The sequence below is a fragment of the Parabacteroides gordonii MS-1 = DSM 23371 genome (assembly GCF_000969825.1).
Classification (GTDB): Bacteria; Bacteroidota; Bacteroidia; order Bacteroidales; family Tannerellaceae; genus Parabacteroides; species Parabacteroides gordonii.
On sequence record NZ_KQ033919.1, the window covers coordinates 2,777,401 to 2,801,064 of the forward strand.

General features: G+C 45.9%; 18 protein-coding genes. 12 read left to right on the forward strand and 6 right to left on the reverse strand.

Features of this window, described 5'->3' with window-relative positions; translation table 11 throughout:
• Positions 1-26 precede the first annotated feature (26 nt).
• The 9 genes from HMPREF1536_RS10525 to porW all read left to right on the forward strand — a co-directional run bounded on the left by HMPREF1536_RS10525 (position 27) and on the right by porW (position 11,197).
• Positions 27-695, forward strand: coding sequence for a cobalamin B12-binding domain-containing protein (locus tag HMPREF1536_RS10525; RefSeq protein WP_028730337.1), 669 nt, complete (start codon positions 27-29; stop codon positions 693-695).
• A 6-nt stretch (positions 696-701) separates the two neighbouring features.
• Positions 702-1,697, forward strand: a complete 996-nt coding sequence (locus HMPREF1536_RS10530) for a methylcobamide--CoM methyltransferase (protein WP_028730338.1) — start codon at positions 702-704, stop codon at positions 1,695-1,697.
• Positions 1,698-1,699: 2 nt separating this feature from the next.
• Positions 1,700-2,362: a vitamin B12 dependent-methionine synthase activation domain-containing protein gene (locus HMPREF1536_RS10535; protein ID WP_028730339.1), complete on the forward strand. Its 663-nt coding sequence runs from the start codon at positions 1,700-1,702 to the stop codon at positions 2,360-2,362.
• Between the two features lie 6 nt (positions 2,363-2,368).
• Positions 2,369-3,397, forward strand: coding sequence for an L-rhamnose/proton symporter RhaT (locus tag HMPREF1536_RS10540; RefSeq protein ID WP_028730340.1), 1,029 nt, complete (start codon positions 2,369-2,371; stop codon positions 3,395-3,397).
• Positions 3,398-3,431: 34 nt separating this feature from the next.
• Positions 3,432-4,679, forward strand: a complete 1,248-nt coding sequence (locus HMPREF1536_RS10545) for a uroporphyrinogen decarboxylase family protein (protein WP_028730341.1) — start codon at positions 3,432-3,434, stop codon at positions 4,677-4,679.
• Positions 4,680-5,096: 417 nt separating this feature from the next.
• Positions 5,097-6,326 carry a 3-phosphoshikimate 1-carboxyvinyltransferase gene (locus HMPREF1536_RS10550; protein WP_028730342.1) on the forward strand — a complete coding sequence of 410 codons (1,230 nt, stop codon included), beginning with the start codon at positions 5,097-5,099 and terminating at the stop codon, positions 6,324-6,326.
• 1 nt (position 6,327) lies between these two features.
• Positions 6,328-6,747, forward strand: coding sequence for a hypothetical protein (locus tag HMPREF1536_RS10555; RefSeq protein ID WP_028730343.1), 420 nt, complete (start codon positions 6,328-6,330; stop codon positions 6,745-6,747).
• 2 nt (positions 6,748-6,749) lie between these two features.
• Positions 6,750-7,556: a metal ABC transporter permease gene (locus HMPREF1536_RS10560; RefSeq protein ID WP_028730344.1), complete on the forward strand. Its 807-nt coding sequence runs from the start codon at positions 6,750-6,752 to the stop codon at positions 7,554-7,556.
• A 47-nt stretch (positions 7,557-7,603) separates the two neighbouring features.
• Complete coding sequence (gene porW, locus HMPREF1536_RS10565; protein WP_028730345.1) at positions 7,604-11,197, forward strand: type IX secretion system periplasmic lipoprotein PorW/SprE; 3,594 nt, start codon at positions 7,604-7,606, stop codon at positions 11,195-11,197.
• 85 nt (positions 11,198-11,282) lie between these two features.
• Here porW and uxaC read toward each other — a convergent pair whose 3' ends face one another.
• From uxaC to HMPREF1536_RS10595, 6 genes are all read right to left on the reverse strand, one after another.
• Positions 11,283-12,686 carry a glucuronate isomerase gene (gene uxaC, locus HMPREF1536_RS10570; protein WP_028730346.1) on the reverse strand — a complete coding sequence of 468 codons (1,404 nt, stop codon included), beginning with the start codon at positions 12,684-12,686 and terminating at the stop codon, positions 11,283-11,285.
• Positions 12,687-12,689: 3 nt separating this feature from the next.
• Positions 12,690-13,358, reverse strand: coding sequence for a bifunctional 4-hydroxy-2-oxoglutarate aldolase/2-dehydro-3-deoxy-phosphogluconate aldolase (locus HMPREF1536_RS10575; RefSeq protein WP_028730347.1), 669 nt, complete (start codon positions 13,356-13,358; stop codon positions 12,690-12,692).
• A 25-nt stretch (positions 13,359-13,383) separates the two neighbouring features.
• Positions 13,384-14,427, reverse strand: a complete 1,044-nt coding sequence (locus HMPREF1536_RS10580; RefSeq protein WP_028730348.1) for a sugar kinase — start codon at positions 14,425-14,427, stop codon at positions 13,384-13,386.
• 131 nt (positions 14,428-14,558) lie between these two features.
• Positions 14,559-14,873: a type II toxin-antitoxin system RelE/ParE family toxin gene (locus HMPREF1536_RS10585; RefSeq protein ID WP_225607950.1), complete on the reverse strand. Its 315-nt coding sequence runs from the start codon at positions 14,871-14,873 to the stop codon at positions 14,559-14,561.
• Complete coding sequence (locus HMPREF1536_RS10590; RefSeq protein WP_028730350.1) at positions 14,861-15,106, reverse strand: hypothetical protein; 246 nt, start codon at positions 15,104-15,106, stop codon at positions 14,861-14,863. Before HMPREF1536_RS10590 ends, HMPREF1536_RS10585 begins: the two co-directional genes overlap by 13 nt.
• 735 nt (positions 15,107-15,841) lie before the next feature.
• Positions 15,842-19,840, reverse strand: a complete 3,999-nt coding sequence (locus HMPREF1536_RS10595; RefSeq protein WP_028730351.1) for a hybrid sensor histidine kinase/response regulator transcription factor — start codon at positions 19,838-19,840, stop codon at positions 15,842-15,844.
• Between the two features lie 182 nt (positions 19,841-20,022).
• Here HMPREF1536_RS10595 and HMPREF1536_RS10600 point away from each other — a divergent pair, with 182 nt between their 5' ends.
• The 3 genes from HMPREF1536_RS10600 (at position 20,023) to HMPREF1536_RS10610 (ending at position 23,521) form a co-directional block, all read left to right on the forward strand.
• Entirely contained in the window at positions 20,023-21,465 is a 1,443-nt protein-coding gene (locus HMPREF1536_RS10600) for an MFS transporter (RefSeq protein ID WP_028730352.1), read from the forward strand.
• 322 nt (positions 21,466-21,787) lie between these two features.
• On the forward strand, positions 21,788-22,360 hold the full coding sequence (locus HMPREF1536_RS10605) for an RNA polymerase sigma factor (RefSeq protein ID WP_028730353.1): 573 nt from the start codon (positions 21,788-21,790) through the stop codon (positions 22,358-22,360).
• A 75-nt stretch (positions 22,361-22,435) separates the two neighbouring features.
• Entirely contained in the window at positions 22,436-23,521 is a 1,086-nt protein-coding gene (locus HMPREF1536_RS10610) for a FecR family protein (protein WP_028730354.1), read from the forward strand.
• The last annotated feature ends 143 nt before the right edge of the window (positions 23,522-23,664 follow it).

A 23,664-nucleotide genomic window follows, 5' to 3' on the forward strand; every position in this document is an offset into this window, starting at 1 on the left:
TAAACAGGCTTTAAATATTATAGAACATGAATGACATTATTAGTAAACTTGGCGAATGCGTGGAATTCGGCAAGATCAATCTGGCATCACCCTATCCACCGACAATGAAAGGACTGCCCGGTGCAGACGAACTGACCCGTGAGGCTTTGGAGAACGGTATCTCTCCCCAGGCTATCCTGAATGATGCGCTGATCCCGGCCATGAACCGGGTAGGCAATAAATTTACCGAAGGGAAAATATTTGTACCACAGATGTTGTTGTCGGCCAAAGCGATGAACAGTGCGATGAAGCATCTGAAACCTTATTTCCAGAGTGGCGAGATCAAGCGTAAAGGAGTTTTCGTGATCGGAACCGTGATGGGAGACTTACATGATATAGGAAAGAACCTGACAGGAATGATGGTGGAAGGTGCCGGCTGGGAAGTGATAGACCTGGGAACGGATGTACCGGCAGAGAAGTATATCGATACCTTGAACCAGCATCCGGGAGCTATCTGTGGAATGTCTGCCTTGCTGACAACAACCATGAGTAATATGCAACCCATGATCGCCAGTATCCGTGAGAAGCATCCAGATACAAAAGTAATCGTGGGGGGAGCTCCTTTGAATGCCACTTTTGCTCAGGAGATCGGTGCGGATGCTTATGCCCGCGACCCGCAGGATAATATCAACTGGTTGGACTCAATTGTAGCCTGAACGCGTATGAATAGTTTTATCCAACAACTACTGAATAGCGATAAGCGGATAGCTATCCCTATCATGACACATCCCGGTATTGAAGCGATCGGAAAGAATGTGATCGATGCCGTAACAGATGGTGAAGTTCATTATCAGGCCATAAAGAATGTGACGGAAACGTATGATACAACGGCTTGTACCGTTATTATGGATCTGACGGTCGAAGCGGAAGCATTCGGTTGTGCGATCAGCATGCCGGAACATGAAGTGCCCAGTGTTACAGGCCGGTTGGTCTGTGATGAAGAGTCTGTGAACCGCTTGCAGGTTCCCTCTTTGTCGGCAAGGCGAATGCCTGAATATCTGAAAGCGAACCGCCTGGCGGTTGAGAATATAAAGGACAAGGCTGTATTATCCGGTTGTATCGGCCCTTTTTCCCTGGCCGGCAGGTTGTACGACATGTCGGAGATCATGGTCGGGATCTATATAGAGCCGGATGTGCTCAAAACACTGCTGGATAAATGTACCGAGTATATTACCTTATACTGTAAGGAACTGAAAGCAATCGGTGCAACAGGTGTTATCATGGCGGAACCTGCTGCGGGACTGCTCTCCAATGAAGATTGCCTGGAGTACTCGACCGTCTATGTCAAACAGATCGTAGAAGCCGTACAGGACGATAACTTCACTGTTGTTCTGCATAATTGCGGGAATAAAGGCCACTGTACACAAGCTATGATCGATTCGGGTGCGGCTGCACTTCATTTCGGTAATGCGGTGAATATGGTGGAAACCCTGGAACAGTGTCCGTCAAATCTAGTTGTGATGGGTAATATCGATCCGGTAGGAATCCTGAAGCAGGCAACACCGGAAGAAGTATACCGTATCACAGCCGATCTGCTGGCAAAGACTGCACAATATAAGAACTTTGTTATCTCTTCCGGATGCGATATGCCGCCATTTGTTCCGGATGTAAATATCAAGGCTTTTTACCGGGCTATCGCTGACTTTAACGCTGTATAATCATGTTCCGCTCTTATACATTTACTTTCGATGAGGTCAGGCCGGATGAAAAGGTGCTGATGGATTATCTTCAGATACCGGATAACGACAGTTACCCGTTGGTTGCCGGGATCGTGGAGTCCACCTTTGCGGCCTTGAAAGACTCCCGCGAGATCATTGGCGGGTACCGGATACTGGATTACGGGGATGTCGTGTTACAACCCGGCCGAAGGATCAGCGGGTATATGGCAGGAGCTTCGGAAATAGCCCTGTTCATTTGTACGGCTGGTGCCGCTTTCACGGATTTGTCCCATGCCTACCAGCAGAATGGCGACTTTCTGGAAGCCTTTGTCGTCGAATCGATCGGATCAGCTACGGTAGAGAACGCAATGGATAAAGTACAACGCTGCCTGGAAGAAGAAATGTCAAGGGAAGGAAAGAAGATCACGAACCGGTACAGCCCCGGTTATTGCGAATGGCCCTTATCCGGGCAGCGTGATCTCTTTGCTTATATCGGAGACCATCCTACAGGCATAACCCTCAATGAATCCTGTCTGATGCAACCGATCAAGTCGGTAAGCGGGATAATCGGTATAGGCGACGCTGTTAAGAAACGTCCCTATGGCTGTGAAATATGCAATAGTGCAACTTGTGTGTACAGAAGAATAAAACGTAAAACCCATTAATAGAATATGACCATTGAATTGTTTTTAGGAATCGGATTGATTGCCATCGGTGCATTCTCTTCCGGAAGTTTTTCCATCCCGTTCGGGAAGACCCGGGGGTGGGCGTGGGAAAACTATTGGCTGATATATAGTTTATTTGCTTATGTACTCGTTCCGGCAGTCGCCTGCTGGGTGTTTTGTCCCGGTTTTATGGATGTCTTGTCGGGTGTGCCGTCAGGTACATTGGCTTGGATATTCCTGCTGGGTATTATCTATGGCATCTGTAATTTGACCTTCGGGTTGTCTTTGCGTTACCTGGGATTGTCGCTCGGCTTCTCGCTCTCTCTGGGATTAATGATGATCTTAGGGACGATTATTCCACCGGCTATCGACGGACGGCTGGCGGTTATGCTGCAACAATCCGGTGGGACGATGTTGATTGCCGGGCTGCTGATCGCTGCTGTCGGTATCGGGTTAAGCGGCTATGCCGGTTACAGGAAAGATAAGGGAGCCGGGCCGGAAGCCAATTCAGAGCTGAACTTCGGTAAAGGATTGATACTGGTATTCTTTGTCGGTATCACCGGAGCTTCACAAGCCCTGGGGATAGAACAGGGAAGCGGTATTTCTTCTTCGTTGGTGGCATCGGGTATCGATCCGTTGTTTCAAACCTTACCTGTCTTTCTGTTGATGTTCGGCGGTTCTTTTGTGGCGACTGCGCTTTGGTGCCTGTTCCTTGCCGGAAAGAATAAGAACCTGAAAGTATTTACAAAGACAAAAGAGATTGCCGTTTCAAAGAATTACCTGTATTGCGGACTGGCGGGTTTCCTGTGGTTCGTAAACTTTATCTTCTACGGTATGGGGAAAAGCCGCATGGGAGAATTCTCGTTCACAGCCTGGGGGATACTGATGTCGTTGACCATTGTCTTTGCTACCCTTTGGGGGTTGTACCGGGGAGAATGGAAAGCGACTGACCTGAAGACAAAAGGATGGATGTATGCCGGGCTGGTCGTACTGATCGCTGCTTCTTTCATTATCGGAATGAGCGGCGGTGAATAAAGAATAGAATAACAAATAAATAAATAGTATTTCAATGACTTCAAGAGAACGTGTCTTATCAGCTATCGCACATAAACAACCCGACCGTGTCCCGGTCGATATGGGTGCAACTCCCAGTTCGGGTATCTCAGCTATCGCCTATTCAAACCTGCTGAAACATCTGGGGCGGATTGAACTTCCCGTACAAATATACGATGTCGTACAGCAACTGGCGCAGCCGGATATGTCGATCATCGACCAGTTCGGAATCGACGTGCTCGACATTGGCCGTACCTTCAACCTGCAGCCTTCCGACTGGCAGGAAACCATACTGGCAAATGGTGATAAGGCCTTATATCCCGCTTGGTTCAATCCTGTTCTTCAGCCGAACGGATCGTATCACTGTTATGATACGGACGGGAAACGTCTCCTGGCTATGATGCCGAAAGGAGCTACTTTCTTCGACCAGTCTTATTTCCCTTATGTAGACGGCTACCCGGATAATTACGAGGGATTGGATGAGGAAATGGGACGTGTCCTCTGGTCGCGTTACGTACATAGTCCCTGGGATCATGCAGCCGACTCAGGCTTTTGGGAACAGCTACGGAAGAATGCCATCTATCTGCGGGAAACGACCGATAAGGCATTGATGATCGTCTGCGGCTGCAATCTCTTCGAATGGGGAACCTTCCTGCGCCGGATGGATAACTTCCTGATGGATTTGCTTTGTGATCCCGACCAGGTAGAACGGGTATTGGACGAATTATTGAAGCGTCATCTGGCTACACTCGAAAAGGTCTGCTCTTCTGTTGGCGATATCGTCGACATCATCCGTTTCGGGGATGACCTGGGAATGACTACCGGCCCTTTCATGGATGTGGATACCTATAAGACCCTGTTCAAACCCCGTCATAAACAATTATGCGATTACGTCAAATCGCATAGCAAGATGCATACCTTTATCCACTCCTGCGGTTCCATCTCTGCACTGATGCCCGATATGATCGAAGCCGGTATTGAAGTATTCAATCCGATTCAGACAAATGCCCTGAATATGGAGCCGGAGTTCCTGAAGAGAGAATTCGGACAGGATTGTACCTTCTGGGGTGGTGGTGTGGAAACTGTCGGCACACTGAATAACGGTACGCCGGAACAGGTGCGCGAGCAGGTATTGCAACGGCTGGAGATTATGTCGGCCGGTGGTGGCTTTGTCTTTAATACCGTACATAATATCCTTCCCGATGTTCCACCGGCTAATATTATTGCTATGTTTGATGCGGTAAAAGAGTTTAATGATCGGTAATAGGGTTCAGTGTTCATGAAAATTCCATATATTGTGGCAATAAAGTGTCACAATATATGATATTTAAATGTTATAATATATGATACTACAGTATCATAATATATGGCACAGTGGTAACCATATATCAAATCTGCGTTAATCCGCATCATCCGCGTCCTGGTTCTTGGTTTTATGAGCGCTCAGCAACTATCTTCATCGTCTTATGACGGTCAAATGAAACCTCTATGAAGCCGAAACGGAATGTGGATTCATCCGATATCTATTATTAATCAGTGGATGCAGGTGTGTATGAAGGCATGAACGCGACTACTGGAACCAGTATTAGATATTTGACACGTCGTATTCGTGGAAAGAACACCTAACTATCCGGAAATTTCCGTACTTTTGTGTTCTCATTTTAACGAACAGACAAAAGCAATGAAATATCTGATAAAAAGCCCGGAAGACGTACTTCGGGCTTCCGTACAACTCCCTGCTTCCAAGAGCATCAGTAACCGTGCATTGATATTGAATGCCTTAAGCTATAGTCCGTATGACATACAGAATCTTTCCGACTGTGACGATACGGAAGTGATGATCAAAGCGCTTAACTCCAACGGTTGCGATTTCGATATTAAAGCAGCCGGTACAGCGATGCGTTTCCTTACCGCTTTCCTATCCAAAGTGATCGGCGAATGGACGATTACCGGGACAGAACGGATGAAGAACCGTCCTATCAAATTGCTGGTGGATGCGCTCAACTCGCTCGGAGCCCGCATCGAATATATCGAAAAGGAAGGTTATCCGCCTTTGCGTATCTTCGGAAGTGCTTTGCAGGGAGGAGAGATCTCATTGGCCGGAGGTGTCAGTTCGCAGTATATATCCGCTTTGCTGATGATCGCCCCGTTGATGGAGAATGGCCTGACGCTGAACCTGGAAGGCAATATCATTTCCCGCCCTTATATCAATCTGACCTTGCAGTTGATGGAACAATTCGGTGTGAAAGCAACCTGGAACGGACAAACGATCAAGATACTTCCCCAGGAATATAAACCGATTCATTTCACTGTCGAATCAGATTGGAGTGCCGCCTCTTACTGGTATGCAATGATGGCTTTGTCGAAAAACGCCGAGGTCGAATTGCTCGGACTGTTTAAAAATAGTCTGCAAGGAGACGCTACCGGAGCACAACTGTTCGCTCAGTTGGGAGTAGGAACAACTTTTACCGACCGTGGTGTCCGGTTGAAACATAACGGAAATGTGGTAAAGAAACTTGTTTATAATTTCATAAACGAACCCGACCTGGCGCAAACATTTGTCGTGGTCTGCGTGTTACTAAATATCCCCTTCCGTTTCACCGGACTGCAATCGCTGAAGATAAAAGAAACCGACCGTATCGAAGCACTGAAAACAGAACTTCGCAAACTCGGTTATCTGCTGACCGACAGCAACGACAGCATCCTGGAATGGAACGGAGAGCGATGCGAACCGGAAGCCGATCCGGTTATCGCCACTTACGAAGATCACCGGATGGCGATGGCTTTTGCCCCTGCCGCTTTGGTCTTACCGCAGGGAATTACAATAGCCGATCCGGGAGTGGTGACTAAGAGTTATCCGACTTTCTGGGACAATCTCAGGAAAGAGGGCTTTACAGTGAAGGAGGTTTAATATGTGGTATATCGTCATAGGTATAATTGTGCTGGGGGTAATTGCCGCCGTAGCCGGTTATTTCAGGAATAAGAAATTGCAGAAGATGCTGGAACGCGGGGAGATCAGCGAGATCCCTGAAGCCCGCGAAATACCGGAAGAGTGTTGCGGACAGCATGAAACCTGCGAACGCGACAGCCTGCTGGCTGCCGTAAGTAAAAAAATCGAATATTACGACGATGAGGAACTGGATCGTTTCCGGGGACTGGAAAGCGACGAATATGATGAAGAGTCCGTCAACGAGTTCCGCGAAGTGCTTTACACCTTGCAGTCGGAAGAAGTGGCCGGATGGCTCCGCAGCTTGCAGCTTCGCGCCGTGAACCTGCCGGATGCGCTGAAAGATGAAGCGTTCCTGATCGTTGGGGAACGGAGAATACATTAAATATGGATTTACTACAATATACTTTTTTTCAACATGCACTGCTGGGTAGCCTGCTTACCGCCATTACCTGCGGAATTGTCGGGACATACGTTGTCGCACGCCGTCTGGTATTTATCAGTGGCGGTATTACCCATGCTTCTTTCGGAGGTCTGGGGCTCGGTTTCTATCTGGGAACGAACCCTATCCTGATGGCGATGGTTTTTTCCGTCCTTTCCGCATTCGGGGTAGAGTGGGCCAGCAAGACGCAGAATGTCCGTGAAGACTCGGCGATAGCCGGTGTCTGGGCATTGGGGATGGCACTCGGGGTCATCTTTATTTTCCTGACCCCCGGATATTCACCGAACCTTTCCGCCTATCTGTTTGGAAATATCCTGACAATCTCTATGTCCGATATCATCTGGATAGCGGCCTTTGCCGTGGTGCTGATCGCCGTTTTTACCCTTTATCTCCGGGAAATCGTATATGTGGCTTTCGACAGCGACTTTGCCAAAACGCAACATATCCATGTGAAATGGATCGAATATATGATGATGTTCTTTATAGCCGTCACCATCGTGTTGTCGATCCGGCTGGTCGGTATCATGCTGTTGATGAGCCTGCTGACCTTGCCGCAGATCACAGTGAACCTCTTCACATCCGACTTCAGGAAGATCATCCTGGGTAGCATCGTCCTGGGCTTCCTGGGATGCGTAACCGGCCTGGTTCTTTCTTATTTTCTGAACGTGCCTTCCGGGGCGTTTATCATCCTGGTGCTGGTGCTGGTCTTTCTGATCCTTAAAGGCGTATTATTCTTTACAAAAAAGCAATAAAACAGGTTATTCTTAGTTTATTATATGATAAAGAGCTATCATAATACGTGAAGAAAGGTTTTTACTATATAATTTCGATATTCGTAGTACTCTTACTTTGGTCGTGCAGCACGAAGAAAAACACCAAGGCAAGCCGGTTCTACCATGCTTTTAACTCCCGCTATAACATCTACTTTAACGGGAAGACTTCTTTCGATGAGGCCTTGTTGGGGATGCAGACCGGCTACAAGGAAAGTTTCTCTGAAATGATCCATATGTACCCGATCAGTGCACAGCCGAAGGACAAGAAGGAGACCGGAGGGCCTTTCGACCGGGCCATCGAGAAAGGTAACAAAGCGATCAAACTGCATTCCATCAAAGCGAAACCCGCCAAGAAACCCGGTTGGCGAAATGATCCCAAGCAACGTGCTTTCCAGGAGCAGGAGGAATACAACCCTTTCCTGAAGAAATGCTGGCTGCTGATAGGGCAGGGGCAATTCTATAATGCCGACTTCCTGCAAGCTTCCGCCACCTTCTCTTATATTGCCCGCCATTATGCACAGGATGAAGAAATGGTTGCCGAGGCTCGCCTGTGGCAAGCCCGCTGCTATTCGGAAATGGAATGGTTCTATGAAGCCGAAGATATTCTGGGTAAGCTGAATACGAACGGGATACCTAAAAAGAACCTGAAACAGTATGCTTCCGTATATGCCGATTATCTGGTGAAGAACAAGCAGTTCGACGATGCCGTCCCCTACTTCAAATCGGCCATCAAGTCGGAAAAGAACAAGCGGCAGCGTACCCGTATGAAATACCTGTTGGGACAGATCTATGCCGCACAGGATCAGGACGGAATGGCTTATAAGATGTTCAACGAAGTAGCCAGGGCCAATCCACCTTACGAACTGGAATTTGCCGCCCGTATCCGTCAGACTGAAGTTTTTACCGGCGCCAACTACCAGAAGGTAGTCAAGATGCTTACACGTATGGCGAAGAGTGATAAGAATAAAAACTATCTGGATCAGGTATATTATGCTCTGGGAAATATCTATCTGAACCGTGAAGATACTGTAAACGCCATCAAGAACTACGAACTGGGTATCGAAAAGAGTACACAGAACGGATTGGAGAAAGCGATCTGCCAGATCAAACTGGGGGATATCTATTTCACCATGCGTGACTATGTAAAGGCACAACCTTGTTTTAGTGGAGCCTTATCGGGTATCCAGAAAGAATACAAAGACTTTAAGCGCGTCTCGAAACTGTCGGCCGTTCTCGACGAACTGGTCGTGCACGTAGAAGCCGTGCATTTGCAGGATAGCCTGCAGACCCTGGCTAAGATGCCGGAACCGGAACGTCTAGCTGTGATCGACAAGATCATCGAACAGGTAAAGAAAGAGGAAGAAGAAGCCAAGGCGCTGGCCGAGAAGGAAGCCTATCTGGCAGACCAGGCGGCGAAAGGCTCAGGTATCGACCGCCCCGGAACAGAAACAGGTGGTATTGTGCTGCCGACTACAGCCGGCGGAGCTACTTTCTATTTCTATAACCCTTCTACCGTCTCGCAAGGTAAAGCGCAGTTCCAGCGTAAATGGGGACGACGCGCCCTGGAAGATAACTGGCGCCGCCGTAAGAAGGAGATGTCTACTTTCAATGAAGAACCTTTGGAAGAAGGAATGGAAGAGGCAGACTCCGTAGCAGTAGGTGCAGACGGTCAGCCGCTCGCTGCCGATTCGCTGGAAGCCGGCTTGCCCGGAGTCGCTGCCGATGATCCGAAGTCACGCGAATATTATATACAGCAATTACCGTTCACCGAAGAAGAGGTAGCCGCATCCAATATTATTATAGAAGACGGCTTGTATAATATGGCCATGATCTATAAAGATAAACTGGAAGATCTGCCCTTATCGATAGAAGCGTTCGAGGAACTGGAACGCCGTTTTCCGGATAACTCGCATCGTCTGGAAAGTTATTACCAGGTCTACTTGATGGCACTCCGTACGGGTAATACCGCATTGGCGGCCGAGTACAAGACCAAGATGACGAATGCTTTCCCGGATGCCGATTACACGATCGCCATATCCGATCCGAATTACGAATATAATATACGTATGATGGACTCTGTACAGGATTCTATCTACCAACAGACGTATAATAGCTATCTGGCAAGCGACACGAGTGCCGTGCGTAAAAACTACCGCGAAGTCACAAGCAAATACCCGCTGGCAACACTTATTCCTAAGTTCATGTTCCTGGAAGCATTGACTTATGTGCAAGCCGGCGACGCCGAAGGCTTTAAAGCAGCCTTGAAAGCGCTTGTTGAAAAATATCCGACAGCCGACGTAACGGAGTTGGCCGGCGAAATGCTGAAAGGTATTCTTCGTGGCCGTACGTTGATGCAGGGTAGCGTAACCGGTATGAGCTGGAACCTGCGCTTCGGCCTGGGTGAAGACGGTTCATTGTCGGCTGCAGACTCGGCACGAACCTTCACTGCCGAACCGAATACTTCGTATCGCATGATCCTGATGTATCCGACTGGAAGTGTGGATAAGAACCAGTTGCTGTTTGCCGTAGCCGCTTACAACTTTGCCAACTTTATGGTGAAGGAGTTCGACCTGACCTTTGAAGAGACAGGCCCGATGTCAATGCTGAACATCAGTGGATTTAACGGAATCAATGAAATACTCCAGTATTATAAGATGATATATGGTAAGGACGGTTACGCCCAGGCACTGGATAAGAATGTGGCTATCCTTCCGATCTCCGACGACAACTACGAAACGTTGATGCGCGGAAAGACGTTGGAAGAATACATCAACTTCTTTGATGAAAACTACGGTGAAGAAGTCCCCGAACTGGCTGCCCGCTGGCAGAACCGTATGGAAGCCGAAGAAGAGAAGGCGGAAGAAGCCGCAGCTGAAGAACAACAATCGGAAGAAGTTCGTCCGGAAGAAGATGCTCCGGCCAAGGCGACTGAAGCTGAAGAGCCTGCCCGTCGTGAAGAAGTTCCGGCAGAAGCCGAAAGACCGGTAGAGCAGCCAACTGAGAAAGATACCGTCATCCCGGAAGTCACGATTCCTGACAGTATTGCAACTGTTCCTGTCCCTGTATTGCCGGTCGATACTGTCTCTGTACAACCAATTATACCGGAAACAGTAACTACCGTAACACCGCAGGATACTGTTCCTGCCGTTCAGGCTCCGGAAGAGAAAGAGCTCACATTAAAAGAGATCGAAGCCATCCGTAAGCGTGAAGCCGAAGAGGAAGCCGCTCGTAAAGAGGCTGCCCGCAAAGAGTTTGAAGCACAACAGAAAGCTGAAAAAGAATTGCAGGAACAAAAGGCCAAGGAGCGTGCGGACGAACTGAAGAAGCAGCAGGAAGAAGAAAAAGCCCTTCTGAAAGCGAAGGCTGAACGTGAAAAACAGCTTGAACAAGATCGTAAGAATAAGCTGAAACAGGCAGAAGCCGATCGTAAAGTCAAGATGAAAGCCCGCGAAGAATTGCGTAAGCAGAAGGAACGCGATTATAAGGAAAAGCAGAAGCAGAAAGAAAAAGCACGCAAGCAAAAGGAAAAACAGTATCGGGAGACACTCAAAGCCAAAGAGAAAGCCCGCCGTGAAGCCCAAAAGGCCAAAGAGGCGGCAGCTCGTGCTCGTAAGAAATAACGAAAATAGGAAATAATAGAAAAAGGTGTATCTGATAGCATTGCTATTTCGATACACCTTTTATTATGCTAAAAACTATCAATGGTCAAAATCCGAAATACTGCTTTGCATTGTTGTAGCTGATATCCTCTACCATCTTGCCGATGAAAGGTAGTTCGGAAGCTGGCAGTTCTCCGTTTTCCACCTCTTTCCCCAACATATTGCAGAGGATGCGGCGGAAGTATTCATGACGCGGATACGACAGGAAGCTGCGTGAGTCGGTCAACATTCCGACAAAGCGGCTCAGTAATCCCAGGTCGGAAAGCGTGTTCATCTGGTCTTCCATACCGTGGATCTGATCCAGGAACCACCAACCGGCACCGTATTGCATTTTGCCCGGCAGTGAACTGTCGTTGAAGCTATACGCCGTTGTCATCATCACGGCACTGTCTTTCGGGTTCAGGTTGTAGAAGATTGTCTTTGTCAACAATCCTTCTGCTTCCAGGCGGCTGAGGAAACGGATCATCGGTTCGGCTATTTCAAGGTCACCGATCGCATCATAACCAGTATCCGGGCCCAGTTTCTTGAACATGCGGGCATTGTTGTTACGGGTCGGGCCGATATGGAACTGTTGCGCCCAGTTGCTGCGGGCATCCATAACAGCCAGTTCGTAGAGCATGGCGGAGCGGAACTTATCAATTTCCTCACCTGTCAGCACCTTATTCATACGGGCTTTCATAAAGATAGCCTCTATTTCCGCATGGGTATAAGGAGTAGCATAGAATGTGCTCAACCCGTGATCCGATACACGGCAACCGATCGATTCAAAGAAGTCGTGACGCTTTTGCAAAGCAGCCAGCAAATCTTTGAAAGACAGGATCGATATACCGGAAGCGGCTTCCAGTTTAGTCAGATAGTCATTGTAAATGGCCACGTTTTCAATAGCCATAGCTTTGTCCGGACGCCAGGTCGGAAGCACTTTCGTGGTCAGGCCGGTGTTGCGGATCGCCTGGTGATATTCCAGTGAGTCGATCGGATCGTCAGTAGTACAAACCACTTCCACGTTCATACGCTCCATAATGGCCTGGGCACGGAATTCGGGCGTTTGTAGTTTGGCTGTACATTCGTCGTATATTTCACGGGCTGTCGAAGGGTTCAACACCTTATCGACACCGAATATACGGCTGAGCTCCAGATGTGTCCAATGGTAAAGCGGGTTGCGCATAGCGTGTTGCAAAGTATCAGCCCACTTCTGGAACTTCTCGAATGACGGTTTGTCGCCGGTGATATATTCTTCGGGGACACCGTTGGCACGCATGGCACGCCACTTGTAATGATCCCCACCCAACCAAATCTCTGTCAGGTCGGCAAACTGGTAGTTGTCGGCAATCTGCTGCGGGATCAGGTGACAATGGTAGTCGATGATCGGCATTTTCGCTGCGTGTTCGTGATACAGCTTTTTGGCTGTTTCCGTTTGAAGCAGGAAATCTGAATCAAGAAATGGTTTCATATCTTAACGGTATTTTTTGATAATACTTAATGCATTGCTGCAAAGAGCCGTGATCGCTTTCCAGTCTTTTGCGGCGATGGCTTCTTTCGGGAACAGGTTGGAACCCATTCCTACACAAGTTACACCCGCTTTGAACCAGGCTGACAGGTTTTCTTCCGTCGGCTCTACCGCACCTGTAGCCATGATCATAGACCAGGGCATCGGGGCTTTGATATTCTTGACAAAAGAAGGGCCTCCCACATTGCCTGCCGGGAATACTTTACATAAGTCGCATCCCACTTCCTGTGCAAAACCTATTTCGGAAACAGAACCGCATCCCGGTGTATAAGGAACCAGACGGCGGTTGCATACTTTAGCGATTTCCGGATTGAACAGCGGGCCTACCACAAAGTTTGCCCCCAATTGCAGGAACAAGGCTGCTGTAGCCGGATCGACGATCGAACCGATACCCAGCACCATTTCCGGACATTCCACGGCAGCATATTTTACCAGTTCGGCAAACACCTCATGGGCGAAGTCACCGCGGTTGGTAAATTCAAATGCACGCACACCACCCTCATAACAGGCTTTCAATACCTGTTTGGCTGTTTCTATATCTTTATTATAATAGACAGGTACCATCCCGGTGCTGATCATCGCATCCAATACCTGCATTTTACTAAATCTGGCCATTGTAAATAATTATTTAATGTAATTGTTATCTTGAAACGCGTCCGGAACCGTCGCCTTCCATCAGTTTCTCCACTTCGTCTACAGTTACCTGGTTGAAGTCCCCGTAGATGGTATGTTTCAGGCAGGAAGCAGCAACAGCGAAGTCGAGCGCTTTCTGATCGTCAGTTGTATAAGTGAGCAGACCATAGATCAGGCCTCCCATGAAAGAGTCGCCACCACCTACACGGTCTACGATATGTGTGATGTCGTAACGGCGTGACTGATATAGTTTTCCGTCGGCATACAGAACGCCGCCCCATGTGTTATGGTTGGCATTGATAGATCCACGCAGGGTGATGATCACTTTCTTTGCACGCGGGAATTTCTTCATTAATTGTGTACAAACCGATTCGAACTCGGCAGCATTTACCTGACCGGCCGTCTGTGCCACGTCAAATCCTTCCGGTTTGATTCCGAATACTTTTTCCGCATCTTCTTCATTTCCCAGGATAACATCGCATCCGGCAACCAGTTCGGGCATTATTTCGGATGCTGTCTTTCCGTATTTCCATAAGTTTTTGCGGTAGTTGATATCACAGGATACCGGAATACCCAGTTTATTGGCCGTCTGTATAGCTTCCAGGCAAGCATCGGCTGCACCTTGTGAGATAGCCGGAGTGATACCTGTCCAGTGGAACCAGGAAGCATCTTTCAATACCTCTTCCCAGTTGATCATTCCCGGCTGGATTTCAGCGATAGAAGAATGTGCACGATCGTAAACAACCTTGCTGGCACGGGCTACGGCTCCTGTTTCCAGGAAATAGATACCCAGGCGGTCGCCTCCATAAACAATATGTGAAGTACCGACACCATATTTCCGTAAATCCATTACACAGGCACGTGCAATATCGTTTTTCGGTAAACGGGTAACAAACTCTGTTGCAATCCCATAGTTTGCCAATGATACGGCAACATTGGCTTCACCACCGCCAAAGGTGGCATTCAGTTGATTACTCTGACTAAAACGGAGATAATCTGGTGTGGCCAGTCTGAGCATTATCTCTCCAAAGGTTATTACTTTTTTATTCATGGCATAAACTTTTATTATCCAGTGCAAAAGTAGTAGATTATATTTAATTTCCTATGATGTGTGCGCGAAAACATTTACACAAAATGGAATAAAAACAGGCATGTCTTGTTTATAATTGTAGATAAGGGTACTTAAATAACTCTTTTCAGTTTCTTTGGATTTTGTCGGCAATCCCAGACTGCAACAATCTTTATAATATCCTTTTCTATACGATATATTAATTTATAATGCTTACAGGCAACCAAAGAACGATAATTTTTCGGATTATCTTTTAATACATCTTCTTCTTTTCCTGCTAATGGAAAAGTTAATAAAGTATCTGCCGTATCAAGTAATTCATTATATACTTTTATTGCGGCCTGTTCATTTTTCTTAGCAAGGAAATCATAGACTGTATCAAGATGTTTGACAGCACGTTTCATCCATCTTAGTTTCATTTGTTGCATAATGGATGCTTTTTGCGCAACTCTTCTGTTGTGTAATACCGACCGTGACGATCGTCGTCTTCCGATAATTCAATCTCTTCTTTCAATTCTTCCACTGTAAAGCGACAAGGCGTATCTATATTCCTTTGCCTTATTTTACGCAAATAAGCAAGTGTTTGCTTCATCAGTTCTTCGTTATCCATGATAGAGGCTATTTCTGTCAATATTGATGTTCTTAACTCTATACTAGTCATAATGGTTATTATTTTGTAAATCACAAATATAACCATTATTTCTGTTCTCAGCATGTATAATAGCGATGTTTTTATTATTTTCACTGCGCTTATGGCATACTGGAAAAGTTTTCTAAAATAAATCCTTCATTCATTCAGCATTGCGGATATATGATTGATTATCTTTTATTTAAAGCTGAATGATTTTTCTACTGAATGAAGGAAACGGCTTTATTTTCAGATTAATGTTTCATATTCCCGGCCAAAATCAACACATCTCTTAGTCCATTCCTTTAGGCAAAGAGTAAGGCTGTAGTAATAACTGATAATAGGATATATAATATGCTGTTATCATGTAAGTCAGTACTTCTTCGTTGTTTGTCAGATGTCAAACGCTTGTTCGATAACCGTGATACAAGCGTTCGACATCTGACAAACAAGCGTTCGACAAGTGACAAATAGAAAAAAGGAAAGGACAATAGAGCTAGAAGGTCACTACTCATGCGTTAGCCTAAAATAGGCTAACAGGTAATCGGCCGGAAGTTATTTGCTCTTTTTATACTACCGGAGGTTGCAGTTTATGAATAAAAAAACAAAATCCAGGATAATTCCTTCAGCTAAATCATTTTCCTTCAGCTTTAAATATTAGATAATCAGTTATATATCCGCAATGCTGAATGAATGAAGGATTTATTTTAGAAAACTTTTGTTGATGTATTTCCGTTTCTTCCTCTTTCCTCTTTATGAATATTGTATTTAAGACGCCTGGTGTTGCTTCTCAAAGTCTTTGGGCGTAACACCGAATTGTTTGAGGAAGACTTTACTGAAATAGGATGGCGAATTGATGCCTACCAGATAACAAACCTCTCCGATGCGGTGTTTACCGTCGAGTATCAGTTCGGCTGCTTTTTTCAGGCGGATCAGACGGATGAAGTCGTTCGGCGATAGTCCGGACAACACCTTGATCTTACGCAGCAGGCTTGAACGGCTCATGTGCAGGATTTCCGCCAAACGTTCTACGCCGAAACTCTCGTCGGCAATATTCTCATGGATGACGGCAATAATGTGATCCATAAACTCTTTGTCGGCCGTATTCATTTGCATATTATTAACCGGAAAGAACGGGCGTTTGGCAAAAGCCTCGCGTTCTTTGCGGCGGTTGTTCAACAACGAGAGGATTTGTGTTGTCAGGTAATTGAACGAGAAAGGCTTTTCTACATAAGCTTCTGCTCCCAGTCGCAGGCCGTTGATCTTACTGTCGAGGTCATTCTTGGCTGTAAGGAAGATAACGGGGATATGGCTGAGGTCGATGTCTGCTTTGATCTCGCGGCAGAGTTCAAGGCCATTCATAACAGGCATCATAATATCGCTTACTACAATGTCTATGCTATGGTTGCGTAGTATTTCCAAGGCTTCCCGTCCGTTGGTGGCTGTTTCGGTGATGAATAGTTCACTCAGCTTTTCAGACAGGAAAGAGCGGAGGTTCTCGTTATCCTCTACCAAAAGGAGCGTATGATTCCTGGTGTCAGCGGTAGTTGCCATTTCTTCTTCCGGATAGATCATTTCTTCGTGTATGGCTATTTCTTCCTGTACACGAACTTTTTCCTGCATTAGAGGTAGAGTGAGGACAAAGGTGTTATTGGATAGATCGTCATCCAGATATAGTTTTCCGGAATGAAGTACCGCTAACGAACGTGCCAGCGGTAAACCGATACCCGCACCTGATGAGGTGTTCTCTTTTTTGTTTATCTGATAGAAAGGTTCGAATATCTGTTCGCTGAGATCGGCAGGGATGCGGTCGCCGTCACTTGTCACACGGATGCTGAAGGTTGTGTCGTTGCGCTCCAGATAGACAAGAATGGAGTGTTTGGAATATTTAAGTGCATTATTCAGCAGATTACTCAGTATCTTGGTAACCGCTTCCCGGTCGATGGCCGCAATGATCTCCTCATCAGGAATTTGCAACGATAACTCTTTCTTCTGCTGGGTGATCGTTGGATCGAAACGTTGGATGGTTTCATTCAGCAAGGCTGTGACATTAACCATCGTGAAATCCATCTTGAATTTATTGGCTCCCACTTTGCGGAAGTCGAGCAGTTGACTGGTCAGTTCGAGCAGACGTTTGGTGTTTTGCGCAATAACGTTCAGGTTACGCGTGATCTTGTTATCCTGGATATTCATATCGAGAATGCTTTCGAGCGGCCCGTTTATCAGGGTAAGGGGGGTGCGTACTTCGTGAGCGATCTCGGTAAAGAACTCTACTTTGGCTTCGTAAAGCTCTTTTTCCTTTTCTATCTCAAAGAGTTTCTGCTTTTCTTCCATCTGCCGTTCCTTGCGGCGTTTGTACCAGCGGAACCAACCATATATAATACATAGTACGATTATTACATATATTATATAGGCCCATGTGGATAACCACCACGGGGGAAGGATCGTGATACGTAGGGATGTGATGGGAGGATCGGTATGCTCGTTCTCGTGCCGGGCTTTTACCTGGAATATGTAATTTCCGGGAGGTAGTTTGGCATACGAGATATTTTGGTTATCCCCGGATTTGACCCAATCGTTGTCGAGCGGTTCCATCTTATAAAGATATTGGTTGGAACGGGTCGACGAGTAGGAAGGGATCGCTATATCGAAACTGATATTCGACTGGTCGTGGGGTAAAACGATCTTTCCGGTATGTACGATGCTTTTCGTGAGCGGTGAGTTTGGGGTATGTACGGTTACTTCCTTATTATATATGTTGAAACGGGAAATATAAACAGGAGGAATAAACTCTGAGTCTTCGTCGTCATCGGGATTGAAAGCTATCAGACCGTCTATACTGCCGAAATAGAATTTTCCGTCAGAGGCTTTCAAAGCTGAATTATAACTGAACTGGTTGCCGGTCAGCCCATCCTCGGTGGTGAATACACGGATATCTCCTGTTTCCGGATTGAATTTAACCAGTCCTTGGTTTGTACCGAACCAAAAATTGTGGTTGCGGTCTTCCAGTATCTTATAGGCTACATCATCCGGCAATCCCTGTTCTTTAGAGAAGGTCGTGAAGTTATCGTCCGCTTCATTGTAACGGCATATACCGCCACGATCGGTCGAAAACCATATTTGTCCCCGGCTGTCTTCCATAATGGAACTGACGGAACTAGAACTCAGACTGTTCGGCTTTTTGGGATCGTTGTCGTATTTCTTGTATGAGTTGTCTTTCGGATCGTATTTCCATACACCGCTTCCCATCGAGGCAACCCATATCCGGCCCCGGCTGTCTTCCATCAGGTGGAAGATCCAGTCGAGTCCTACTTCGCTGATCTTACTGAATTGCAATGATCCGGCTTCGGCACGGTAAAGCCCCCATCCGTTGCCTAACCAAGTCTGTCCTTTGCTATCTACCAAAAGGGCATAGACGCTTTCTTCATCGATATTGAGTGCCTGGTGACTGTGATGTTTTATACGGCGGTTGTCGATATCAATCACGTCGAGCCCATATTTGAAGAGGCCGCAATAAACCTGTTTGTCATGCAGGATCATAGAATGTGTCATCAGGTGATTTTTCTGTTCGGCAGCCGGATAGTTGAGTTGCGACACTTCCCCGGTACGCGGATCGAGGATATTGATTCCGTTATCTTCCGTTCCAATCCATATATCACCATTAGGTGCTTCTACCATTTCACGGATACGCCGGGTATTGAGGGAGGTTTCGGAACTGGAAGGTACGTATTTCTCAAACAACAGCTTATGGTTTGGCAGGTAATTAACCCCGCCGAATTTCGTGCCGAGCCAGATACCGCCTTCCCGGTCTTTATAGATACAGAAAATGATATTGTCGGAGAGGCTGTAAGAGTGCATCAGGTCTTCCTTCAGATGGGTCACTTTTCCTTCCGGTTCATTGACGATGAATAAGCCGGCATGAGAGCACACCCACAATCGCTTACCGTCGAAGCTGGTTACATCACGCAAGACTGTATGATGGACGCCGGGAGCGTTTATGGTCTGTAAGGTGTTTGTGGAAGGATTGTATTTTTTTAATTCTCCGTCATGGATGGCCAGTGCAATCCAATCGCCGTAGTCGCACATCGCGAATATATACTCCCCCATCAGGGTATTGCCATCCTTATCGGTATGGTACTGGGTAAACGAATCCGTCTTAGGATCGTAAAGGAAAAGACCTACGCCGGCCGTACCGATCCAGACCTCGCCGTTTTTGCGTACGCAGATAGCACCGGGACTTTCGCGTTTGATGTTATCCTTGTTAGTGATGGCATAATAGTAGAGTTTCCCTGCTTTATAACGGAATACACCCTGGTCGGGGATTAGTACCCAGATATTACCAGCCTGGTCGGAGGTAATACGGGCCACCCAGTTTCCCATCCGTTCGCCGTTTTCTGTTTTCAGGTCGACAAAAGTGAAGATGTCATATACCGGGTCGTAAATATATACCCCCCGGTCGGTGCCGACCCATAGCTTTTTCTGTTCGTCTTCAAACAGGGCGGATATGTTATGGTTGCCCGTCCCTGCTATATAATCGTCGCAGTTGATAGTGCGTATCGAGGTTCCATCGTAACGATTGAGTCCGTTTTTGGTTCCGAACCACATAAACCCGTAGCTATCCTGGAGGATCACTTTTACCTGACTCTCCGACAAACCTTCTTCACTCGAAATATGAGAAAAGTAATAGTTGAACGGCTTTCTGTCTGCAGCTTGTATCCCAGACAAGAAGAATATCAGCAGAAGAATGCTAAGAATGTGTTTTTTCATAAACCTGCTTAATCTTATGTTTCATGAAACCTTATACAAAGGTGCTAAAAATAACTATATCCCCCAATAGTCTAATAAGAATTTGATAAAATATTAATAAACGTGTATTCGCACACACAATATGCTTTGTATTTAAAAAAAATGATATATATTTGCCGCAAATCATGAAAAACCAGTAAGAAATGAGCACATTAGGCAATGTAGGTCAGAAAATGACCCAGTACAGATGGACAATCTGTGCGATGTTGTTCTTTGCAACAACAGTAAACTATCTCGACCGTCAGGTCTTATCCCTTACCTGGGACGAATTTATTAAACCCGAATTTCATTGGAACGAATCACACTACGGTACGATTACATCTGTCTTTTCTATTGTATATGCTATCTGTATGTTGTTTGCCGGACGGTTTATCGACTGGATGGGAACGAAAAAAGGATATCTTTGGTCAATCGGAGTCTGGTCGGTAGGTGCCTGTATGCATGCCGGTTGCGGTCTAGTGACAGAACATTATGTAGGAATGAACAGCGCTGCCGAGCTGATCGCAGCAACAGGGGATGTGGTCGTAATCCTGGCAACTGTCAGTATGTATTGCTTTCTGGTAGCACGTTGTGTACTGGCATTGGGTGAAGCCGGGAACTTTCCGGCTGCCATTAAGGTAACTGCCGAATATTTCCCGAAGAAAGACCGTGCTTATGCGACCTCTATTTTTAATGCCGGTGCTTCTATCGGTGCGTTGATCGCTCCGATCTCTATTCCCCCGTTGGCTAAATGGCTGGGTTGGGAAATGGCTTTCATCGTGATTGGTGCGCTTGGTTTCATCTGGATGGGTATGTGGGTGTTCATGTATACGACTCCTGATAAGAGTAAGCATGTGAATGCAGCGGAGTTGGCTTATATCGAACAAGATAAGGATGAAGATGGCGGTATCGTAAAAACGGAGGAAGAAGAGAAGAAGATCGGTTTCCTGCAGTGCTTCAGCTACAAACAGACCTGGTCGTTCATTGCCGGTAAATTTATGACAGACGGTGTGTGGTGGTTCTTCCTTTTCTGGACACCTTCTTATCTGAATACACAGTTTGGGATCAAGACTTCCGATCCTCTGGGGATGGCGCTGATCTTTACTTTATATGCCGTTACAATGCTTTCCATCTATGGAGGTAAACTTCCGACGATCTTTATTAACCGTTTGGGACTGAACCCATATGCTGCACGTATGAAAGCGATGTTGATTTTTGCTTTCTTCCCGTTGGTGGTGTTGCTGGCACAACCGTTGGGTACTATTTCCCCGTGGTTTCCGGTTATCCTGATCGGTATCGGTGGAGCGGCTCATCAGTCCTGGTCGGCTAATATATTCTCTACCGTAGGGGATATGTTCCCGAAATCGGCTATTGCAAGTATCACGGGTATCGGTGGTATGGCCGGTGGTGTCGGCTCGATGATCCTGCAGAAAGTGGCCGGTAACCTGTTCGTTTATGCTGATGAAACTCAAATGACCTTTATGGGATTTGAGGGTAAACCGGCCGGTTATTTCATTATCTTCTGTGTATGCTCTGTTGCCTATCTGATCGGATGGGTGATCATGAAGGCATTGGTTCCGAAGTATAAGGTGATTACGTTAGAATAAAACAAAATAGCAGTCCCGCTGTTAAGAAATACTGACAAAGCGGACAGTATAGAAAGAACGCAGACTCATGCAGATATTATTAATTTTTCGGTTAATAAGTCTGCGTAAGTCTGCGTTTTTTGTGTCTTATCTCTTTTGTTATTAGAAAATATATTATTTATTCCGCTTCTGTATGTAATAATAGTACGAAATTTGCTCTAATATATTAAAATTATTTTATTAAGGGTTTTGTTTTGTGGAAACTATAACTATATTTGTGTTTATCTACTGATTTTTTCGTTATCGGAATGATATTCAAGAAGGGAGACGATGAGATAATACTATGGATGAAACGAGACAAAACGATGTTGAATGCTGGAACGACTTCCTGCAGGGGGATGAGATAGCTTTTGGAAAAATCTATCGTCGCTTCTATTCTTCATTGTATGCATATGGCATCCGTATGGTTGGAAACCGTGAAATGGTGATCGATACGATTCAGGACCTTTTCGTCAAACTTATTCTGAACTGTAAGAATCTGCACTCTACCGATAATCCTGAGGCCTATTTGCTTTGTGCTTTCAGAAATAAACTGCTTGACGCTATTCAGTCTTCACGTCGGATGGAGACGATTGAGGAATACCAGGACTTTTTTTCGCTAAATGAAGAAATTATCAATTCTTTATTTGCAAAAGATGATACAGACGTAATCAATGAGAAGAAATTGGCTTCCGCGATCGCCTCTTTATCTACCCGCCAGCGTGAAATCTTATACCTATATTATATAAGGGAATTAAGTTATAAGGAAATCACAGCTATTTTGGAAATGAATCTGCAATCGTGCCGAAATCTTTTGTCACGGACGTTAGTGCATCTGCGTGAATATTTTTTTTCCGATGATGGCGAAAAAAATTGATCTGATTGAAATTTTCTTTTCTTTTTTTGAGTATGTTTTTTTCTCTGCACCGTTTTCCTGTAAAAGAAGTGCAGTATGAAAAAAAATAAACCGACATTTTCTCCGGACGAGTTTCTACAAGCAAGTCGTAGGCTAGCTGAACGGATTCGGAAAGCCGACACGGTTGACGATCGTGAAATCGACGATTCTTTCCGGCTTGTGATGGGGCAGGTGAAGGAGATCCGGTCGCATTCGAAGTTGCGCCGGCTTTATTGGTGGGCTGCTTCTGTAGCGGCCGTTGTCGGACTACTGTTTGTTGCAACCTGGTGGGTTGCCGATACTGCCACCCCCTCCGGATTAGACATCGCTTTATTGAACGATACAACGACAATAAATAATGGAGAGGTAACTCTGGTAGCCGGTAATCAGGCGGTGAACCTTAAAAACGAATCCTTTCTGAAATATGATGCGGGTGATAGTTTAAACCTTGGACAATATGTTTTAGATAATCAGACAACGGAAGCGCCTGTTCTGAAAAATGAAATGCATAAAATTGTCGTGCCCGATGGTAAACGAGTGGACATCGTCTTTTCAGATGGGACGAAAATGTATATAAATTCCGGCAGTAAGGTTATTTATCCGGCAGTGTTTGCTGACGATAAACGCGAAATACTGGTGGAAGGCGAAGTATATCTGGATGTCGCGAAAAACCCCCATTGTCCGTTTATAGTCAAGACAAAAGGATTTGATATCCGTGTGTTGGGTACATCCTTCAATGTTTCGGCTTATGGAAAAGAGACTTCTGCATCGGTTGTGCTGGTACAGGGAAGTGTCGTGGTGACTACGGAAGACAAGCACGAAGTACAACTGAAGCCGAATCAGCTGATCGACATTAAAGGAAATCAAACGCAGGTACGCGAAGTGGATGTTTCCGAGTATATCAGTTGGAAAGAAAACATGCTTAAAATAAATCAGAAGCATCTCGATGAAGTTTTCAGTAAGTTGGCCTTGTATTATGGTTACCGGATTCAGTATACGTCGGGAGTGGCTGCCATGTCGATTACCGGTAAACTGGATCTGCTTCCCGATATCAAAGATGTGTTGGATAATCTTTGTTTGTCATTCCCTTTAAAATATACAATGAACGAATCGAAAGAAATATATGTGAGCCTTAAAAAATAGTATAAACCATAAAAACATTTGTTGCCTATGATATAAGTGAAAAAGTAGTAGAATTAACAAACCAGATAGTATTTGCAGTACTACCTGGTTTAGAAAGTGATCTAATTATTTTCCTCGAAATAATAGAAAAAACAATCGAATAT

Excerpts from the sequence above, each read along its gene's own strand:
- HMPREF1536_RS10585 (WP_225607950.1), bottom strand. The coding sequence starts at position 14,873 with ATGCAACAAATGAAACTAAGATGGATGAAACGTGCTGTCAAACATCTT.
- HMPREF1536_RS10600 (WP_028730352.1), top strand. The coding sequence starts at position 20,023 with ATGAGCACATTAGGCAATGTAGGTCAGAAAATGACCCAGTACAGATGG.
- HMPREF1536_RS10550 (WP_028730342.1), top strand. The coding sequence starts at position 5,097 with ATGAAATATCTGATAAAAAGCCCGGAAGACGTACTTCGGGCTTCCGTA.
- HMPREF1536_RS10590 (WP_028730350.1), bottom strand. The coding sequence starts at position 15,106 with ATGACTAGTATAGAGTTAAGAACATCAATATTGACAGAAATAGCCTCT.
- HMPREF1536_RS10540 (WP_028730340.1), top strand. The coding sequence starts at position 2,369 with ATGACCATTGAATTGTTTTTAGGAATCGGATTGATTGCCATCGGTGCA.
- HMPREF1536_RS10595 (WP_028730351.1), bottom strand. The coding sequence starts at position 19,840 with ATGAAAAAACACATTCTTAGCATTCTTCTGCTGATATTCTTCTTGTCT.
- HMPREF1536_RS10545 (WP_028730341.1), top strand. The coding sequence starts at position 3,432 with ATGACTTCAAGAGAACGTGTCTTATCAGCTATCGCACATAAACAACCC.
- HMPREF1536_RS10580 (WP_028730348.1), bottom strand. The coding sequence starts at position 14,427 with ATGAATAAAAAAGTAATAACCTTTGGAGAGATAATGCTCAGACTGGCC.
- HMPREF1536_RS10610 (WP_028730354.1), top strand. The coding sequence starts at position 22,436 with ATGAAAAAAAATAAACCGACATTTTCTCCGGACGAGTTTCTACAAGCA.
- uxaC (WP_028730346.1), bottom strand. The coding sequence starts at position 12,686 with ATGAAACCATTTCTTGATTCAGATTTCCTGCTTCAAACGGAAACAGCC.
- HMPREF1536_RS10530 (WP_028730338.1), top strand. The coding sequence starts at position 702 with ATGAATAGTTTTATCCAACAACTACTGAATAGCGATAAGCGGATAGCT.
- HMPREF1536_RS10525 (WP_028730337.1), top strand. The coding sequence starts at position 27 with ATGAATGACATTATTAGTAAACTTGGCGAATGCGTGGAATTCGGCAAG.
- HMPREF1536_RS10575 (WP_028730347.1), bottom strand. The coding sequence starts at position 13,358 with ATGGCCAGATTTAGTAAAATGCAGGTATTGGATGCGATGATCAGCACC.
- HMPREF1536_RS10605 (WP_028730353.1), top strand. The coding sequence starts at position 21,788 with ATGGATGAAACGAGACAAAACGATGTTGAATGCTGGAACGACTTCCTG.
- HMPREF1536_RS10555 (WP_028730343.1), top strand. The coding sequence starts at position 6,328 with ATGTGGTATATCGTCATAGGTATAATTGTGCTGGGGGTAATTGCCGCC.
- HMPREF1536_RS10535 (WP_028730339.1), top strand. The coding sequence starts at position 1,700 with ATGTTCCGCTCTTATACATTTACTTTCGATGAGGTCAGGCCGGATGAA.
- HMPREF1536_RS10560 (WP_028730344.1), top strand. The coding sequence starts at position 6,750 with ATGGATTTACTACAATATACTTTTTTTCAACATGCACTGCTGGGTAGC.